The sequence below is a fragment of the Streptomyces sp. CB02923 genome, from assembly GCF_001905005.1.
In the GTDB taxonomy this organism is placed as follows: domain Bacteria; phylum Actinomycetota; class Actinomycetes; order Streptomycetales; family Streptomycetaceae; genus Streptomyces.
Window position 1 is genome coordinate 683,829 of the sequence record NZ_LWKZ01000027.1, and the last position, 18,866, is coordinate 702,694.

Consider the following 18,866-nt stretch of genomic DNA (forward strand, 5'->3'; position numbering starts at 1 on the left):
CCCGTCCGGATCAGCGCATCATCGGACCGCAGGCCGTGGGGAGATCGTGGGCGGCGGCGCGGCGGCGGCTCTCAGGCCTCGAACGGGCGGGCGGGCCACGGCGCGTCGGCCGGGCGCAGCGCGTCCAGGCCCTGGTCCGCGCGGGCGGCGGCCAGTGCGAGCACGCCCACCACCAGGCAGTTGTTGTGCAGTTCACCGGCGAGCGCGCCACGTATCAGGTCGGCGACGGGCACCCGCGCCAGCTCCATGTCGGCCTCCTCCTCGGAGACCTCGAAGCGCTCGCCCTCCGCCTCGGACAGGTCGCGGGCCAGGAAGATCCGTACGGCCTCGTCGCAGCCGCCGGGGGTGGTGTAGACGTCCGTCAGCACCCGCCAGTCCTCGGCCTTGACGTGCGCTTCCTCGTAGAGTTCGCGCTGGACGGCGTGCAGCGGGTTCTCGCCGGGGATGTCCAGGAGCCCGGCGGGGATCTCCCAGAGCTTGTGCCGCACGGGGTGGCGGTACTGGCGCAGGACCAGCACCCGGTCGTTCTCGTCGAGCGCGACGACGGCCACCGAGCCGGGGTGGACCTGGTAGTCGCGGGTGGCCGTGGAGCCGTCCGGCATGACGACCTCGTCCGTACGGATACTCGTCTTCTTGCCGGTGAACGGCGTCGCGGTGGCGGTGACCCGCCACGCTTCCGGGCTGTCCTGGATGGCCATGTACGTCCTTCCGAAAAGCAGTCGACCGGGGCGCCCGGCCAGGAAAGGCCAGGTACCCCGGTCAACCGTACCCGGAGGCCGCTGGTGCCCCACGCGCTTCACGTGGGGCACCAGCGGCCCGCGGGGTCAGGCCTTGGCGCCCTTCTTGTCACCGGCCGCCGCGCCGGTCTTGCGCTCGACGGCCGCCTTCACCAGGCCCGCGAAGAGCGGGTGCGGGCGGGTCGGGCGGGAGCGCAGCTCCGGGTGCGCCTGGGTGGCGACCAGGTAGGGGTGCGCCTCGCGCGGGTACTCGACGTACTCGACCAGCTTGTTGTCCGGGGAAGTGCCGGAGAACAGCAGGCCGGCCTTCTTCTCCAGCTCGCCGCGGTAGGCGTTGTTGACCTCGTAGCGGTGGCGGTGGCGCTCCTCGACGTACGGCTGGTCGTCGTAGACCTCCCGCACGATCGAACCCTCGGCCAGCTTGGCCGGGTACATGCCCAGCCGCATGGTGCCGCCCATGTCGCCGTCGCCGGCGACGATGTCCATCTGCTCGGCCATGGTGGAGATGACCGGGTCGGCGGCGGCCGGGTCGAACTCGGTGGAGTTCGCGCCCTCGATGCCGGCCAGGTTGCGGGCCGCCTCGATGACCACGCACTGCAGGCCCAGGCACAGGCCGAGCAGCGGGAGCTTGTTCTCGCGGGCGTAGGTGATGGCGCCGACCTTGCCGTCCACGCCGCGGTCGCCGAAGCCGCCGGGGATGCAGACCGCGTCGCAGTCGGCGAGCTGCTGCTTGGCCCCGGCCGGGGTCTTGCAGTCGTCGGAGGTGACCCACTTGATCTTCACGCGGGCCTTGTTGGCGAAGCCTCCGGCGCGCAGCGCCTCGGTGACCGACAGGTAGGCGTCGGGCAGGTCGATGTACTTGCCGACCAGCGCGACCTTCACCTCGTGGTCGGGGTTGTGCACCCGGTCCAGCAGGTCGGCCCAGACGGTCCAGTCCACGTCGCGGAACGGCAGGTCCAGCTTGCGCACGACGTACGCGTCCAGGCCCTCGGCGTGCACGACCTTGGGGATGTCGTAGATGGACGGGGCGTCCGGGCAGGCGATGACGGCGGCCTCGTCCACGTCGCACATCAGCGAGATCTTGCGCTTGATGGCGGTGGGGACCTCGCGGTCGGCGCGCAGCACGATGGCGTCCGGCTGGATGCCGATGTTGCGCAGCGCCGCGACCGAGTGCTGGGTCGGCTTGGTCTTCAGCTCGCCGGAGGGGCCGATGTAGGGCAGCAGCGAGATGTGCACGACGAAGACGTTGTCCCGGCCGACCTCGTGGCGGACCTGGCGGACGGTCTCCAGGAACGGCAGCGACTCGATGTCGCCGACCGTGCCGCCGACCTCGGTGATGACGACGTCGACGTCCTCGTGGGCCAGCCGGCGGATGCGGTGCTTGATCTCGTTGGTGATGTGCGGGATGACCTGCACGGTGTCACCGAGGTACTCGCCGCGCCGCTCCTTGGCGATCACGGTGTTGTAGACCTGGCCGGTGGTGACGTTCGCGGAGCCGTCGAGGTCGACGTCCAGGAAGCGCTCGTAGTGGCCGATGTCCAGGTCGGTCTCGGCGCCGTCGTTCGTGACGAAGACCTCACCGTGCTGGAACGGGTTCATCGTGCCGGGGTCGACGTTCAGGTACGGGTCGAGCTTCTGCATCGTGACCCGCAGGCCCCGCGCCTTGAGCAGCGCGCCCAGGCTGGAGGCGGTGAGGCCCTTGCCGAGGGAGGAGGCGACGCCCCCGGTGACGAAGAGGTGCTTGGTCGTCGAAGATTTGGGCGGCATGGCCAAGAGGGGGCTCCCGTGGTCGCGTGGTGAAGGGTGCGGATCAGCCACCCACTGCGGATTTCAGGGGTGCCGTCGCTGCGGTCGGGGTGCCGTATGACTTGCGCCGGGCCCACCGGTCCACGGGATACCAGGCTATCAGCGACCGGGCATGGTCGTGCCCGGTGACGCTCGCGTCGCACACGTACGGCCGGTCCCTGCGGGGCGCGCGGCGCCCCGCGTGACCCAGGCCACCCGTTCGGCGCAGTGCTGTCTTACCGCAGCGGCAAGCGGATCACTGCCGTGCGTCGTATCCTGCTCGGACACTCGCCACGGGCCGTCCGGCAAGGCACCACCCCCGCCCGATTTCCGGACTCGCTGCTCGGCGGAGTTTCATGGGCAGGACGGACAAGATCACACGTCCCATGGGGGGCGTCACTCCAGTTCGACGGGAGATGCACGTGGCCGGGCGCATCGAGGACTACGCACTCATCGGCGATATGCAGACCGCCGGTCTTGTGTGCCGGGACGGCACGGTGGATTGGCTGTGCCTGCCCCGCTTCGACTCACCCGCGGTCTTCGCAGGACTGCTGGGCACGGAAGAGAACGGTTTCTGGCGGCTGGGGCCCGCGCACAGCCCCGAAGGCGGGCCGCCGCCCGCCGACCGGCGCCGCTACCGGGGCGACTCGCTCGTCCTGGAATCCGAGTGGGACACCCCGCGCGGCACCGTACGGGTCATCGACTTCATGCCGCCGCGCGAGGACGCGACGCCGCAGCTGATCCGTATCGTGGAAGGCGTCAGCGGGCGGGTGCCGATGCGCTCGGCCCTGCGCATGAGGTTCTCCTACGGCTGGGTGGTGCCGTGGGTCCACAAGGTCGACGAGCGCACCGTCGCGGTCGCCGGTCCCGACTCGGTGTGGCTGGACACGGACGCCGAGACGTACGGCCGGGACCTGACGACGTACGCGGACTTCACGGTCGGCCCGGGTGAGCGGATCGCGTTCACCATCAGCTGGCAGCCGTCCCACAGCCGTCCGCCGGGCGTGCCGGAGCCGGAGGCAGCGCTGGAGGCGACCGAGGACTTCTGGCGCGAGTGGGTCGACCACTGCACGTACCACGGCCCGTACCGGGACGCGGTGGTCCGCTCGCTGATCACGCTCAAGGCGCTCACGTACGCGCCGACCGGCGGCATCGTCGCGGCGCCCACCACCTCGCTGCCCGAGGACATCGGCGGCTCGCGCAACTGGGACTACCGCTTCACCTGGCTCCGCGACGCGGCGATCACCCTGTCCTCGCTGCTGCGCACCGGCTACCGGGAGGAGGCCCGTGCCTGGCGCGAGTGGCTGCTGCGCGCGGTGGCCGGCGACCCGGAGAACCTGCAGATCATGTACGGAATCGCGGGCGAGCGGGAGCTGGGCGAGAACGAGCTGACCTGGCTGACCGGCTACGAGAACTCGCAGCCGGTCCGGGTCGGCAACGGCGCCGCCGGGCAGCTCCAGCTCGACGTGTACGGCGAGGTCACCGAGGCGCTGCACCTGGCGCACAACACCGGCCTGGCCCGCAACGACTACGCCTCGCTGCTCCAGCTCAAGCTGATCCAGTGGGTGGAGAAGCACTGGGACGAGCCGGACGAGGGCATCTGGGAGGTGCGCGGCCCGCGCCGCCACTTCGTGCACTCCAAGGTGATGACCTGGGTCGCGGTGGACCGCACGATCAAGCTGATCGAGTCCGGTGACGTGGACGGCCCGCTGGACCGCTGGCGGCAGCTGCGCGAGACGATCCACCGGGAGGTGTGCGCGAAGGGCTACGACCCGGAGCGGAACACCTTCACGCAGTCATACGGCTCCAAGGAGCTGGACGCCTCGCTGCTGCTGATCCCGCAGATGGGCTTCCTGCCGCCGGACGACAAGCGGGTGATCGGCACCATCGAGGCCATCCAGCGGGAGCTGGGCACCGAGGACGGCTTCGTCCTGCGCTACCCGACCTCGGGCGACGACGCGGGCGTGGACGGCCTGGAGGGCGACGAGGGCGCGTTCCTGGCGTGCTCGTTCTGGCTGGCCGACGACCTGGCGATGATCGGCCGGGTGGAGGAGGCGCGGATCCTGTTCGAGAAGCTGCTCTCGCTCCGCAACGATTTGGGCCTGCTGGCCGAGGAGTGGGATTCCCGGCTCCAGCGGCAGGTGGGCAACTTCCCGCAGGCGTTCAGCCATGTTCCGCTGATCGATACGGCGCTGCGGCTGACGGCCAGCGGCGCGTACGGCGGGTAGGCGGCGCGCGGGCAGTAGCGCGCGGACACGCGGGAGGGGCCACGGCGGTGCCGTGGCCCCTCGTTCGCTTCGTCGGCCGCCAGCTGTCGGCCGGACGGTCGGACGGTCGGACGGTCGGACGGTCGGCTAGAAGGGGGTCAGCGTGAGGGTCATCTCGCGCGGCGCGCCGTCCTCGATGTACGAGGCGAAGTTGGCGACGTCGTCGAAGGCGAAGCCGTACGCCTTGCCGTCGGCGGCCTCGGCGTGCAGCACCCGCGCGTAGTGGTTGGCGAGCTGTCCCTTGTAGAAGGTGCCCGCGTTCGTGGTGGGCTGGCCCGCGTGGTCGGCGAGGGTGGCGCGGTTGAGGGCGGCGCCGAGTACCGCGGCGACCGGGCCCTTCAGCCCGTCGTTGGGGGCGAGCAGGGCGCCGTCGCAGAAGAGCACATCGCGGGTGGAGGGCTTGGCGATGGAGAACTGCGCGGGGCCCCGGAAAGTGAACTGGCTGCCGCTGACCCGGCCGGTGAAGGTACCGGCGTTGGTGGTGACCTTCAGGTCCTTGGACGTGTACGCGTTCCAGGCGCGGTCGATGTACGGCGCGAGGTAGTTCCGGTCGAACAGTCCGCTGTCCAGGCCGTGGCTGGGGGCGATGACGCGCTTGTCGCCGACGACCAGCTTGCCGAACCCCGGGGTGCGGCCGATCTCGGAGAAGATGCGGGAGCGGGCACCGGCCTTGAGCGCTCCGGCCGTCTGGTCCCGGGCGCCGGTGAGGCGGATGGACATCGGGACGCTGAACATGTCGACCGACGTGGTGTTGCAGTGCATGCCGGACTGGTCGTACGTGAACTCCGCGCAGTCGTGCACGATCTGGTAGTTGGGGTCGCCGGACACCCAGCCGGCCGGGTAGGCCAGCGCGGCTTTGCCGTTGCCGTCCTTCACGGCCTTGAACTTGAGCTTGCTGCCGAGCGACGCGTAGATGCGTCCGGACATCCGCGGGATCCGCAGGGTGGTGATGCCGTTCGCGGCGAGCGGCATGGCGTAGTCGGTGAATCCGTCCGGACGGTTGTCGCCGAGGGCTATGGGCTTGACTTCACCTTGTGGAGTGACGCGTACCTGCTGGCCGCCGACGTTGCCGACGATGTAGATCCAGACGGCCGTGTTGGCGTAGCGGCCCGTGCGGTTGTCGATGCGCAGCGGCAGACCGGCCGCGGCGGCGCCCGCCGGTGCGGGTCCGGCCGGTGCGGCGCCTGCGGTACGGGCGAGCAGGCCGGCGCCGGCTCCGGCGGCGGTGGTCGCGGCGAGGCCGCCGAGGATGGTGCGACGGGAGATCATGCGGTGGCTCCTTGCTGTACGGAGACGGACACGTGGTCGACGAGGAGGGACCCGCCGGGACGTGTCGCGTCGGTGGGGGTGGCGCGGCCCGCGACGCCGTCCGGGAAGGCGCCGCCCATCGCGAGGTTGAGCAGGACGAAGTGGCCGTGGTGGGTGGCCTTGGCCCAGGTGTTGGCGTCCATGTCGGCGGAGCTGACGGTGTGGAAGCGCTGCCCGTCGACGGACCAGTGGAGGTATTCGGTGGAGCCGGTGCGGTCCAGTTCCAGGGCGTAGGTGTGGAATCCGGCCTGGCAGGTGGCGCCCGGGCAGACGCGGGAATTGCCCTTGCCCTGCGTCTCGTTGCAGGGGCCGCCGGGGTTGACGCCGCAGTGCAGCACGCCCCAGACGCGGTTGGCCCCGTTGACGTTCTCCATGATGTCGAACTCGCCGATGCCCGGCCAGTTCCAGTAGTTGCCGCGGAATTCGGCGCCGAGTGTCCAGAACGCCGGCCAGTAGCCGAGCGCCGCGTCGCCGGAGACGTCGGGCATCTTGACGCGCGCCTCGATGCGCAGCTTGCCGCGGGCCGGGGCGGCGAAGTCGGTGCGGCGGGTCTCGATGCGGCCGGAGGTCCAGGTGGCGCCGTTCTTCAGGGCGGTGATCTTCAGATGGCCGGCGCCGTCGAGCTGGAGGTTCTCGGGGCGGTCGGTGTAGGTCTGGCGCTCGCCGGTGCCCCAGTTGGCGGGGCCGCCCGGGTAGCTCGTACCGGTGTCGGTGATCCAGTCGGCGGATGACGGGCGGGAGCCTGCCGGGCCGTTGAAGTCGGTGCGCCAGACCTCCGCGAACGTGGCCGCCGATTCGCCGGCCGAAGCGGCGGGCAGCGCGGGTGGCCAGGCGAGGACGAGGGCGAAGGCGGCGCCGAGCGTGCCGAGCAGTGCCGCGGTTCTCGCCCGGCTCCGTTTGCGTACCGGTATTTTCGTGTTCATGACATGCGCTCCTCGGCAAGGTGGGGGTGGTGAGGAGTTCCGTGGGCACACACGGCCTGAGACATTGAGAGCGCTCTCACGCCGCGTGTGGGCACACAGTGCCGACTTCCCGGCGGGTCGTCAAGGCTTGGTGTGGACCAGGGAGTTGGTCCGTTTTGCATTTCGGGGGTTGAATGGTGCATACATCGAAAGACGGGCGCCCGACGCTGGAGGCCGTCGCCGCGCGGGCCGGCGTCTCGCGCGCCACGGTCTCCCGCGTGGTCAACGGCGGGGCCGGGGTGCGCGGTGAGGTGCGGGAACGGGTCCGGCGCGCGGTCGCCGACCTGGGGTACGTACCGAACAGCGCGGCCCGCTCCCTGGTGACCCGCCGCACCGGCGCGGTCGCCGTGGTGATCGCCGAGCCGGAGGCCCGGATCTTCGCCGACCCGTTCTTCGGCCGTCAGCTGCGCGGCATCAGCCGTGAGTTGTCCGCCGCCGACGTCCAGTTGCTGCTGCTCCTCCAGGAGACCCGCGCCGACTGCGAACGCGTCGGCCGCTACCTGTCCGCCGGGCACGCCGACGGCGTGCTGATGTTCTCGCTGCACCGCGACGACCCGCTGCCCGCGATGGCCGAGGCGTCCGGCCTGCCCACGGTCTACGGCGGCCGCCCCGGCTGGACGGGCCCCGGCCACGCGCCGCCCCCGCTGTACGTCGACACCGACAACCGCGACGGCGCCCGGCAGGCCGTACGCCACCTCCGCGCCCGCGGCCGCCGCCGGATCGCCGTGATCACCGGGCCGCTCGACCAGACCTCCGCCCAGGACCGCCTGGACGGCTACCGCGACGCGCTGGCCCCCGCCGTGCCCGACCCGCGGCTGATCGCGGACGGCGGCTTCACCGCCCGGGGCGGCGAGCGGGCCATGGCCGAGCTGCTGGCCGCCGCACCGGACCTGGACGGCGTCTTCGTCTGCTCCGACCTGATGGCCTCCGGCGCGCTGCGGACCCTGCGGGCGCACGGCCGCCGGGTACCGCGGGACGTGGGCGTGGTGGGGTACGACGACCTGGACCCCGCGGCGTGGACGGATCCGCCGCTGACCACGGTGCGCCAGGACGTGGAGGAGATGGGCCGCCTGATGGCACGGCTGCTGCTGCGGCGCCTGGCGGCGGACGGGCCGCGTCCGGACGCGGCCGGGGAGGAGCCGTCCCCGGTGGTCACGGCGGCGACGCTGGTGGTCAGGGAATCGGGGTGAGGCGTTCCCGGACGTACGAGGTGGCGCTGTCGTACGGGCGCTGCCGTGCGGGACCCGGACGTACGGCGAGACGCTGCCGTCCCCGTATGTCCGGACAGCGGACCGCGGAGGACTGCGGGTAGCGTTCGACGCCATGGGGCCGGAAGCGAAGATCGAAGCGGTGATCACGGTACGCAGGGCGCTGGAGCTGCCCGCGCTGCGGCGCGGGCTGCCCGAGGTGCTGGCCGGTGAGGACAACCTCGACCGCGCCGTACGCTGGGTGCACGCGGGTGAGGTGCCGCACATCGCGTCGCTGCTCAAGGGCGGTGAGCTGCTGCTGACCACCGGCCTCGGCCTGGGCACCCGCCCCTCCGAACAGCGCGCCTTCGTCCGCGAACTGGCCGACCGCGAGATCGCCGCCCTCGTCGTGGAGCTGGGCTCCCGCTTCGAGGCGCTGCCGTCCGCCGTCGTCGACAGCGCGCGGGCCTGCGGTCTGCCGCTGGTGCAGCTGCACCGCGAGGTCCCGTACGTCGCCGTCACCGAAGAGATCCACACCGAGCTGGTCAACAGCCACTACCTGCTGCTGCGGCAGGCCGACGAACTCCTGCGCAGCTGTACGGACGTCCTGCTGCGCGGCGGCGGCGCCCCCGAGGTGCTGCGGCGGCTGGCCGCCTTCACGGGCAACCCGCTCTGCCTGGAGGCCCCCGACGGCAGCCCCCTGTACGCGGCGGGCCCGGACGACGGCGGAGCCGCGGACGCCGATCCCCTCCAGGCGTGGGAGGGGCTGCGGGAGACCGGCCTGCGGGTGGACGTGCCGGGCGGCGGTCCCGGCCCCGACGCCGTACGCGCCCGGCTGGTCCTGCTGCCCGTCAACGCGCCCGTCGCGCCGGTGCACCGGATCGCCGCCGAGCGCGCCGCCGACCTGCTCGCCGTCGTGATGCTCCAGTCCCGTCAGGAGGAGGTACTGGCCGCACGCGGGCGCGGTGACTTCCTGGCCGATCTGGCGGCGGGCCGGATCACCGCGGGCGAGGCTCCGGCGCAGGCCCGCCTGCTGGGCTTCCGGCCGGGCGGCGAACCGATCCTTCCCGTGGTCATGCGGCTGCCCTCCCAACTGCCCACGCCGGGCAGCTGGGCGGTCCTGGCCCGCGCCCTGCGCGAGGAACTGGCCGCCCTGGGCGTGCCCGTCCTGCTCGGTGTACGGCCCGTCGAGGGCCGGGTGCCGCTGCTCGTTGCGCTGCGCGCGGGCCAGGATCGTACGGCCGCCGCCGGCCGGGTCGCCGAGGCCCTGCACACGGGGGTCGTACGGGCCGGGGCGGACTCCCCGGCGGCACGGCGTCCGGTGGTCGTGGTCGGCACGGCGGGCGACTGGCCCGCGGCGGGCCCCGGGCTGCGGCACGCCACGGAAGCGGCCGCCGCCGCGCAGGGCCTGCCGGAACAGCCGTGGCACGACGCGCGCCGGCTGGACATCGAACTGCTGCTGTGGCGGATGCGCGAACACGGCGAACAGGGCGTACTGACGGACTTCGTGGACCGTGCCATCGGCCCGCTGCTCGTGCACGACCGGTCCGCCCGCCAGCCGCTGCTGCCGACACTGGAGGCGTACCTGGCCAGCGCGGGCCGCAAGGCGGAGACGGCACGCGACCTGACCGTCAACCGGCAGACGCTGTACGACCGGCTGGCCCGCATCGCCCAGCTGCTGGGCACGGACCTGGACGATCCGCAGACCGTCCTCGGCCTGCGGCTGGCCCTGCGGGCCCGGCGGCACACGGACCGGACGTGAGGGCCCCGGGGTGAGGCCCCTGGGGTGAGGACCCCGAGGGTGCGGGGGTGCCCTCCACCGGGCAGCTCTCGGCCCGTCAGGCCCGCAGCGTCTCGGCCGCCGTGCCGACGCCCAGCGCCAGCAGGAGACCGCCGGTGCCGCGCTCCAGGTTGCGGTGCACCCGCGGCCGCCGCAGCCACCGCAGCAGCCGTCCGGCGCACACGGCCACCAGCAGCAGCCAGCCTCCCGCGATCACCGCGTCGATCAGTCCGAAGAGCAGGGTCATGCCCAGCGCCGAGTGGCCCTCCGGCAGGAACTGGGGGACGGCGGCGACGAAGAAGATCCCGACCTTGGGATTGAGCAGACAGCCGATGAGCCCCAGCCGGAACGCCCGCAGCGGGCGGAGCGCCCCCACGTCTCCCGCGGGCGCCTCCCCCATCCCCTCCGTGGCACCCGCGGCCGCCCGCCGGTACGTCCACAGGGCCTGCGCGCCCAGCACCACCAGATAGGCCGCGCCCACCAGCCGTACCGTCATGAACGCGGCGTCCCAGCGCTGCAACACCGCCGCTAGCCCGGCCGCGGCGGCTGCGGCCCAGACCAGCGAGCCCGCCGCGGAGCCGAGCGCGGAGGCGGCGCCGGCCCGTCTGCCGCCGCGCAGGCAGTTGCGCAGTACCAGCAGGGTGTCCGGCCCGGGGGCCATCGACACCAGCAGGGCGAAGAGCGCGAAGCCGAGGAGCGCGGCGGTCACGGGAGCCTCCTGTCGTACGGGGTGTGGTGATCATGTGGAGTGCCGGGTGACTGTACCGGGCGGGGAGTTGTGGGGGCGCACCCTTTTTTCGGGGCCGAGGGCCTTCCGAGGGGCGGGGTCCGAGGGCCTTCCGAGAGCCGGGGTCCGGGGCCCCTCCCGAGGGGCGGGGGCCGGGGGCCGGGGGCCGGGGGCCGGGGTCGAGCCCTTGCGGGGATCCTGGGGCCTGCCCGGGAGGGGCGTTCAGCGCTCCCGGCGCTGCATCAGCTCGTCGTACACGCTGAGCACCTGCGCGACCGTGGCGTCCTCGGTCGGCCAGCCCGCGGCCTGCGCCCGTCCCGCGGCGGCGAGGGCGTCCCGGCGCGTGGGGTCGGCCAGCAGATCCAGGACGGTACGGGCGAGGGCGGCGGCGTCGCCGTACGGGACCAGTTCGGCGGCGCGGCCGACCAGTTCGCGGGTGCCGCCGACGTCGGTGGCCACCAGCGGGACTCCGGCCCGCAGTGCCTCCTGGGCGATCAGCGAGCGGGCTTCCCAGCGGCTGGGCAGCACCAGGAGGTCGGCGGCGGCGAGGAGTTCGGGCACGTCGTCGCGGCGGCCGAGCAGGCGTACCGGCAGCTCTTCGGTGTCGATGCGCCGCTGGAGCGCCTCGCGCTGCCCGCCCTCCCCCGCCACCGCGACCATCGGCTGCGGGTCCAGGGCGCACCAGGCGTGCGCCGCGTCCAGCAGGAGGCCGTGCCCCTGGTGGGCCTCCAGGCGGCCGACGACGAGGATCAAGGGGCGGTCGACCGCGCCCAGTTCGGCGCGCTGCTTGTGGGCGGGCCGGTCCTCCGCCGTGAGGGGGCGGCCGCCCGTCCGGGGGGCCGGGATCGCGACGGGGGCCAGGCGCGCGTCGCGGGCGCCGCGCTCGCGCGCCCGGTCCACCAGGTCCGAGCATGCGCCCAGGACGACCGCGGCGGCCCGCGCCACCCGCCGTTCCAGCAGGTGGACGAGGCGGGCCCGCGGTCCCTCCGTATGCGCCTTGGTGTGCCAGGTGACCACGAGGGGGACCCGGCGGCCCCGCGGACCCTGGAGGGCCAACGCGGCGCGCAGGCCCGCCCGCAGGCCGTGCGCGTGCACCAGGTCGGCGTCCCCGCAGGCGGCCCGTAGCGACGTCATGCTCACCGGGTCGGCACGCGGCGGGACCGGCACGAACCGCGCGCCCGCGTCCGTGTAGTCGTACGTGTCCTCGGCGGCGGGCGTGGCGCACACCGTCACCCGGACACCGCGGGCCACCAGCCCGGCGGCCAGCGAACGGACGTGGGCGGCACTGCCCGCGCTGCCGCGGCCCAGCACCTGGACCGTGCGCAGCGGCGACTGTCCGTGCGGCGGGGCCGGGGTGCTGGTCACGTGGGCGGTGCTCCTGGGGTCGGTGGACGGGCCGGGCGGCGCGCCGCCGGTTTCCGGCGCCGCCCGGGGCAGGCGCCGGCACGGTGACGCGGTCGCTCGCGGCCGTACTCGCTGCGCCCCCAGGATGCCAGCCCTCGCTGTGGATCCGGCACCGCTGACGAGCCACCCCAAGGGAACACATCGCCCATACACCCACGTGACCACCCATATGGGCGACAAACCGCCCACTCCTGTGGCCCAGCGACAGTGACCTGGTGCGGGGGCCAGCCGTTACGCGCCAACAACCCGGCTGACGCCGCCGGCCGCCAGCACTGCCAGTGCCGCCGCCGTACGCGTACGGGCGGGCAGCCCCGGCACGGACACGGCCGCGACGCCGGGCCCGGCCCCTGCCCTACCTTTGCCCCGCCCCGCTCAGCGTCCCGCGCGGGCGGTTTCCAGGAGTTCTTCCGCGTGGGCGCGTGCCGTCTCGGAGTCCTCCTGGCCCGCGAGCATGCGGGAGAGTTCGCGTACCCGGTCCTCGCCCTCCAGGACCGTGACACCGCTTCGGGTCACCGAGCCGTCGTGGGTCTTCTCCACGAGCAGCTGCCGGTCGGCGAAGGCCGCAACCTGCGGGAGGTGGGTGACGACCACGACCTGGGCCGACCGCGCCAGGCGGGCCAGCCGACGGCCGACCTCCACGGCGGCCTTGCCGCCGACGCCCGCGTCCACCTCGTCGAACAAATAGGTCGGTACGGGGTCGGAACCGGCGAAGACCACCTCGACCGCCAGCATCACCCTGGAGAGTTCGCCGCCGGAGGCGCCCTTGGCGATGGGGCGGGGCGGGGTGCCGGGGTGCGGGGCGAGGAGCAGCTCCACCTCGTCGGCGCCGGTGGGGCCGAAGGCCACCGTACGGCCGCCGACCTCGACGCCGTCGTCCTCGTCGGCGGTTTCGGTCTGGCTGATCTGCACGCTCACCCGGGCGTGCGGCATGGCCAGCTCGGCCAGTTCGGCCGTCACCGCGTCGGCGAATCGCTTCGCCGACGCCTCGCGGGCGTCGGTCAACGCCTGCGCCAGCTCGCCCAGTTCCGCGCGCAGTGCGTCGTGCTCCGACGCCAGTTCACCGATCCGGTCGTCGTCGCCGTCGAGTTCGGCGAGCCGGGCCGCGCTCTCCTCCGCCCAGGAGAGCACGGAGGTGATGTCCTCGCCGTACTTGCGCGTCAGGTGCGTGAGCGCGGCGCGGCGCTCTTCCACGGCGGCCAGCCGCAGCGGGTCGGCGTCCAGTCCGTCCGCATAACTGGCCAGTTCGCCCGCGACGTCCGCCATCAGGATGCCGATCTCGCCCAGCCGCTCGGTGAGCGCGGACAGCACCGGGTCGTGGCTGCGTACGGCGTCCAGCGCGCGGTGCGCGCCCGCGACCAGGGTCGTGGCGTCGACGGCTTCCAGGTCCTCGGGGTTGCCGGCGAGCGCGGCGTGCGCGACGGCGGCGGCCGAGGCCAGCGCCTCGGCGTGACCGAGCCGTTCGGCCTCGGCGGCCAGCTCGGAGTCCTCGTCCGGCTGCGGTTCGGCCGCGGCGATCTCCTCCAGGCCGAAGCGCAGCAGGTCGGCTTCCTGCGCCCGTTCGCGGGCGCGGGTGGTGAGCTCGTCCAGTTCGGTGGCGACGGCGCGCAGCCGCCGGTACGCGGCGGTGTACTTGGCGAGCGGTACGGACACCGCGTCGCCCGCGTAACGGTCCAGAGCCTGGCGCTGCCGGGCCGGGCGCAGCAGGCCCTGCTGGTCGGTCTGGCCGTGCACCGCGACCAGGTCGTCCGCCAACTCCCCCAGCAGCCCGACGGGGACGGAACGTCCGCCGACGTGCGCACGCGAGCGGCCCTCGGCCGACACCGTGCGGCTGATCAGCAGCGTTCCGTCGTCCAGCTCGGCGCCCGCCTCCTCGGCCCGTACCGCTGCCGGTGCCGCGGGGCCCACCGCTATGCGGCCCTCCACGACCGCCGATTTGGCTCCGATCCGCACCAGGGCGGGATCGGCGCGCCCGCCGAGCAGCAGCCCGAGGCTGGTGACGACCATGGTCTTGCCCGCGCCCGTTTCGCCGGTCACCGCCGTGAAACCCGGCGACAGCTCGACGACGGCATCGTCAATGACGCCCAGGGACCTGATCCGCATCTCCTCCAACACGGGTACGACCTTACGAGGTCCCGGGCCCGCCCCGCGACGGCCTCCCCCTCGTTCCGGCGCCGCGCTCTGCGGAAAACCCCACCCCGGGAACGGGTGGTTTCCTCATGGCGGTGCCCCCGTCCCGTCCGTCACGCTGTCACAAGAACACGAACGGAAGGGTGTGCCACATGTCCGGCGGAGCGACGGCGGGGGGCGACGCGGAGGCCTGGTCTCCTGCCCACGAGGGCCCTGGGGGCGGCGGTCCCGGGCATGGTGGTCCCGGGCATGGTGGTCCTGGGCACGGCGGCCCCGCGGACGGCGGTCCTGGGCGCGGCGGCCCCGCGGACGCCGTGCAGAGCGGCCCTGCGGATGACGGTTCTGCGCATGGCGGTCCTGCGCATGGCGGTCCTGCGTACGACGGTCCTGCGTACGGTGATTCCGTGCAGAGCGGCCCCGCGCACGGTGGCCGGGCTGCCGCTGGTCATCCGCCCGGCCGGGCGCCCAAGGGGCCGGCGACCAGCGGGCTGGCGCGTGCGGCGCTGCGCGGCCACCGGGCGTCCTTCGCCGGGACGGCCGTCGCGGCCCTGTTCGCGGCCACCGTGGTCAGCGCCTCGACGATGCTGCTGACCGCCACCGGCGCGCAAGGCGTCCCCCCGGCCGCGCGGCGTGCCATGGCGGCCTCCGACATCGGCATCATGGCCACCGCCTTTCTGCTCGTCTCCATCTATTTGTCGGTGTTCGTCCTCGCCTCGACGATGGGTACGGCCGTCACCCAGCAGCACCGCGAGTTCGCGATGCTGCGCGCGATCGGCGCCCGGCCGTGGCAGCTCCGGCGCGCGGTCGCGGCGCAGGCCGTGGCGGCGGCGGTGCCGTCGGCGGTGGCCGGGTTCGCGCTCGGCGGGGTCCTCGCGCGCTGGTGGTTCACCGGCATGGCGGACCACGGCCTGATCCCGCCGGGCGTCGCGTTCACCTTCAGCTGGGTGGCGCTGCCCGTGTGCCTCGCGGTGGCGACGGTGACTTCGGCCCTCGCGGGGGTGCTCGCCGCGAGCCGGTTCGCCGCGCTGCGGCCCGCGCGCGCCCTGGAGGAGGCCGCGGCGGGCCGCCGCAAGCTGGGGCTGCTGCGGCTGCCGCTGGGCCTGGCCGCGGTCGCGGGCGGCGTGGTCGTCTCCCGGGTGCTGGCCGGCCTGCCGGAGAAGGCGGGCAGCGGGGCGTTCCTCGTCCTGCTCCTGTTCTGCTTCGGCGTCGGCCTGCTCGGGCCCCGCATCGTCGGCCCGGTGGCCTGGCTCGTCGCCCGGTCGGCAGGCCGCCTCGGCAGCACCGCCGAACTCGCCATGCTGAACGTGACGACGCAGTCGCGCCGCTTCTCCGCCGCCGTGGTCCCGCTGGTCCTGGTCGTCGCGTTCAGCACGACGAAGATCGCGATGCTCACCACCGCCCGGCACGAGACCGGCTCGGCGGGCCCGGCCGCCTCGGTCTGGATGGACTACGTCGGCACCGGCCTGTACGCGGGCTTCGCCGCCATAGCCGCCGCCAACACCCTCGCCATGATCACGACCGAGCGCCGCCGCGATCTGGCCCTGCTGCGCCTGATCGGCACCACCCCGCGCCAGGTGCGGTCCATGGCCGCCTGGGAGGCGGTCGTCGTCGCGGGCACGGCCCTGCTCCTGGGCACCGCCATCGCGCTCTGCACGCTCGCCCCGCTGCTGCGGGCCGCGTACGGGAGTCCGCTGCCGTACCTGCCCTGGACGGCGGCCCTCGGGATATCCGGCGGCGTGCTCCTCCTTGCGCTGCTCGCCACCGGCCTGCCGGTCCACGCGGCCCTGCGCCGCCGCGCCACGGAGACGCTGGCAGCGGCCTGACGAAGCCCGGGTCCCGGGCCGCCGGGAGCCGCCGGGTCCCCGGGTCCCGGACCGCCGAAGGCTGCCGGGAGCCGCCAGGGGCCGCCAGGTCCCCGGGTCCCAGGTCCTTGGGCTGGCCGCCCCCTCCCGGACACGGCAGCCGACCCCACCCGACACCACCCGACCTCAGCCTGAACCACAACACAACACGACACACCACGACACAACGGGGGCCATCCATGACCGAGCAGCCGACCGGACCGACAGCATCACCGAAGCCCGCCCCGGACCCGCCCCCGGCAGCCCCACCCGCCGCAGCGGACGTTCCCCACCGCCCCACCACGCGGCGAGCCGCCCTGCTGCTGGCCGCCTCGGCTGTTGCCACCGCCTGCACGCCGTCCGGCGGCCCGCACACGGCCCGTACGGCGGCCGGGGCCGCGGCGCAGCCTGCGGCGGGGCGCACGGCGCCGCTGGAGGGCGTGTGGCGGATGGACGGATACGGCACCCTCGTCACGATCGACGGACAGCGGCTGCGTACGTACGAGACCACGGCCGTCAGCTGCCTCCCCGGGTCCGTCGTCGGCACCCGTACGGGCGCGCCGGGCGCCGGAGGCCGGGTGCACTTCGCCGTACCGGACGCGGCGCGCGTCACGGTCGTCCCGCAGGGAGCCGACGTGGCCCGCCTGAGCATCCTGGACAACGTCGGTTACCGCACCCTCCACCGCATCGCCGGGCTGCCCGCCCGCTGCCACCGACGCCCGGCGAAGGACCCCCGTACGGTCTTCGACGTCTTCTGGCATACCTATGCCGAGAACTACCCGTTCTTCGCCGCCAAGGGCATCGACTGGGCCGCCGTCCGCGACCGTCACCGCCCGCACGTCACCGCGCGGACCACCGACGACGAACTCTTCGCCGTCCTGCGCGAGATGATCGAGCCGCTGCACGACGGACACACCCGCCTGGCCGCGGGCCCCGGCCGGGTGTACGCGGGAATGCGGCCCGGGACAACCCTCCCCACCCCCGCGTTCCTGAAGCAGGTGGACACGGCCATCGCCGCCGGCCTGGGCCGAGGCGTCACCCTGCACCGATGGGCAGACGGCGCCCTCTCCTACGCCGACCTCCCAGGCAGCCCCGATCTCCTCGACCGTCCCGGCCATCCCGACCTCCCCGGCCGTCTCGGCTACTTCCGCATCACCTCCTTCAACGGCTACACGGACCAGGACGACTACGAGAGCGATGTCGCGGAACTGGACCGTGCGCTGGACGCGGTGTTCACCAAGGCCCGTACGTCGGGGCCGCAGGCCCTGCGCGGTCTCGTGGTCGACCTGCGGTGCAACGGCGGCGGGTCCGACCCGCTCGGGCTGCGCGTCGCCTCCCGGCTGACGGCCCGCCCGTACCTCGCGTACCGCAAGCACGCGCGCAACGATCCGGACGATCCGCGGAAGTTCACCCCCGACCTGCCTGTGTGGGTGCACCCGCACAGCGGTCCGCGTTACACGGGCCCGCTCGCGCTGCTGACCGGACGGCTCACGATCAGTGCGGGCGAGACCTTCACGCAGGCCCTGCTGGGCCGTACGCCCGCCCCGGTCCTCATTGGCGAGAACACCCAGGGCGTCTTCTCCGACACCCTGGACCGCACCCTGCCGAACGGCTGGAGGTTCGCCCTCCCCAACGAGGAGTTCCTGACCGCGGACGGCCGCACGTTCGACGGTGCGGGCATTCCCCCGATCGTCCGCACCCCGGTCTTCGCCCCCGCGGACCTCGCGGCCCACCGCGACCCGGCCCTGACCCGCGCCCGCGCCCTCCTGGCCGCCGGCCACCCGACGTCATGACTCCGACCACGGCGGTCCGCAGATCGCCCTGGAAGTTCGTCGCGGCGCTGACCGCCCTCTCTGTCCCGTTCTGGGTGGCCGGTGCCGTCGTCGACCTCTCCGGTTCGCTGCCCATGGGAATGCCGCTGAGCGCGTTCCAGTTCGTCCTGCCGATCGCGGTGGCCGCTGTCCTCCTCTTCCGTGAAGAGGGCGGGCGCGGGGTGCGGCAGCTGGCGAAGCGGACGTTCTCCGTACGCGGCAGGGGGCGGCCGGGCTGGTGGGCGCTGTCCGTTCTCGCGGTGCCCGCCATGTTCCTCGTGACGTACGGGCTGCTGGCGGCGGCCGGAGAGCCGCCCGGCGGACCGCACTCCCCGCTCGCGTCCGTGCCGCTGCTCCTCGTGCTGTACTTCGTGGCGGCCGTGGCCGAGGAGGCGGGGTGGACGGGGTATCTGCTGCGGCCCTTGCAGGAGCGGTGGGGAGCGCTCGGCGCGGGCCTGGTCATCGGTCTGGTGTGGGCGGCCTGGCACGTCGTCGCATACGTCCAGGCAGGCCGTACCGCCCCGTGGATCGCCGGTCAGGTCCTCGGTTCGGTCGCGGTGCGGGTCCTGATGGTCTGGCTCTTCCTCAACTCCGGCGGGGCCGTGCTGACGGCCGTCGCCCTGCACACCACGATCAACGTCGTCGAGTCGGTGTTCCCGGGCTATGCCGTGCACCCCGCGTCCGCTCTCGTCCAGGGCGCGGTCGCCTCACTCACGGCGGTGGCCGTGGCCGTGCCCCTCCGCCGAAGACCCGGAGCCCCGGCCCGCTCCGGACACCCCCTGCCCCACTCCGGGCAGGGCAGGCTCTGACCCACTCCGGGCAGGGCAGGCTCTGACCCGCTCCCGGCAAGCTCTGCCCCGCCCCGGGCACCCCCTGCCCCGCTCCGGACCCGCGGAGAGCCCGCAGGCGGGAGCACGGTCGTCACCCGGC

General features: G+C 73.7%; 13 protein-coding genes. 6 read left to right on the forward strand and 7 right to left on the reverse strand.

What is annotated here, in order from left to right; translation table 11 throughout:
* Positions 1-71 precede the first annotated feature (71 nt).
* Positions 72-698: an NUDIX domain-containing protein gene (locus A6A06_RS37935; RefSeq protein WP_073768222.1), complete on the reverse strand. Its 627-nt coding sequence runs from the start codon at positions 696-698 to the stop codon at positions 72-74.
* Positions 699-824: 126 nt separating this feature from the next.
* Positions 825-2,504: a CTP synthase gene (locus A6A06_RS37940; protein WP_073768224.1), complete on the reverse strand. Its 1,680-nt coding sequence runs from the start codon at positions 2,502-2,504 to the stop codon at positions 825-827.
* Positions 2,505-2,938: 434 nt separating this feature from the next.
* Between A6A06_RS37940 and A6A06_RS37945 the strand changes: the two genes are divergently transcribed.
* Positions 2,939-4,750, forward strand: coding sequence for a glycoside hydrolase family 15 protein (locus A6A06_RS37945; protein ID WP_073768226.1), 1,812 nt, complete (start codon positions 2,939-2,941; stop codon positions 4,748-4,750).
* Between the two features lie 126 nt (positions 4,751-4,876).
* On the opposite strand, the gene A6A06_RS37950 is transcribed toward A6A06_RS37945, so the two are convergent.
* The gene (locus A6A06_RS37950; protein ID WP_073768228.1) at positions 4,877-6,058 is read right to left on the reverse strand and encodes a beta-1,3-glucanase family protein; all 1,182 of its coding nucleotides are present in this window, start codon (positions 6,056-6,058) and stop codon (positions 4,877-4,879) included.
* The gene (locus A6A06_RS37955) at positions 6,055-7,020 is read right to left on the reverse strand and encodes a glycoside hydrolase family 16 protein (RefSeq protein WP_073768230.1); all 966 of its coding nucleotides are present in this window, start codon (positions 7,018-7,020) and stop codon (positions 6,055-6,057) included. The genes A6A06_RS37950 and A6A06_RS37955 overlap by 4 nt, the downstream gene beginning before the upstream one ends.
* Before the next feature lie 173 nt (positions 7,021-7,193).
* Between A6A06_RS37955 and A6A06_RS37960 the strand changes: the two genes are divergently transcribed.
* Positions 7,194-8,249, forward strand: a complete 1,056-nt coding sequence (locus tag A6A06_RS37960) for a LacI family DNA-binding transcriptional regulator (RefSeq protein ID WP_073768232.1) — start codon at positions 7,194-7,196, stop codon at positions 8,247-8,249.
* A gap of 133 nt (positions 8,250-8,382) precedes the next feature.
* Positions 8,383-10,008, forward strand: a complete 1,626-nt coding sequence (locus tag A6A06_RS37965) for a PucR family transcriptional regulator (RefSeq protein ID WP_073768233.1) — start codon at positions 8,383-8,385, stop codon at positions 10,006-10,008.
* Between the two features lie 76 nt (positions 10,009-10,084).
* On the opposite strand, the gene A6A06_RS37970 is transcribed toward A6A06_RS37965, so the two are convergent.
* The 3 genes from A6A06_RS37970 to recN form a co-directional block, all read right to left on the reverse strand.
* On the reverse strand, positions 10,085-10,735 hold the full coding sequence (locus tag A6A06_RS37970; RefSeq protein WP_079194621.1) for a LysE family translocator: 651 nt from the start codon (positions 10,733-10,735) through the stop codon (positions 10,085-10,087).
* A 240-nt stretch (positions 10,736-10,975) separates the two neighbouring features.
* On the reverse strand, positions 10,976-12,118 hold the full coding sequence (locus A6A06_RS37975) for a glycosyltransferase family 4 protein (RefSeq protein ID WP_073768235.1): 1,143 nt from the start codon (positions 12,116-12,118) through the stop codon (positions 10,976-10,978).
* A gap of 411 nt (positions 12,119-12,529) precedes the next feature.
* Positions 12,530-14,257: a DNA repair protein RecN gene (gene recN / locus A6A06_RS37980; protein WP_073768236.1), complete on the reverse strand. Its 1,728-nt coding sequence runs from the start codon at positions 14,255-14,257 to the stop codon at positions 12,530-12,532.
* A gap of 431 nt (positions 14,258-14,688) precedes the next feature.
* Between recN and A6A06_RS37985 the strand changes: the two genes are divergently transcribed.
* The 3 genes from A6A06_RS37985 (at position 14,689) to A6A06_RS37995 (ending at position 18,745) form a co-directional block, all read left to right on the forward strand.
* Entirely contained in the window at positions 14,689-16,107 is a 1,419-nt protein-coding gene (locus A6A06_RS37985; RefSeq protein WP_242441143.1) for an ABC transporter permease, read from the forward strand.
* 218 nt (positions 16,108-16,325) lie between these two features.
* Positions 16,326-17,918, forward strand: a complete 1,593-nt coding sequence (locus A6A06_RS37990) for a S41 family peptidase (protein WP_242441144.1) — start codon at positions 16,326-16,328, stop codon at positions 17,916-17,918.
* A complete protein-coding gene (locus tag A6A06_RS37995; RefSeq protein ID WP_073768238.1) occupies positions 17,915-18,745 on the forward strand; it encodes a CPBP family intramembrane glutamic endopeptidase in 831 nt (276 codons plus the stop codon). The genes A6A06_RS37990 and A6A06_RS37995 overlap by 4 nt, the downstream gene beginning before the upstream one ends.
* The last annotated feature ends 121 nt before the right edge of the window (positions 18,746-18,866 follow it).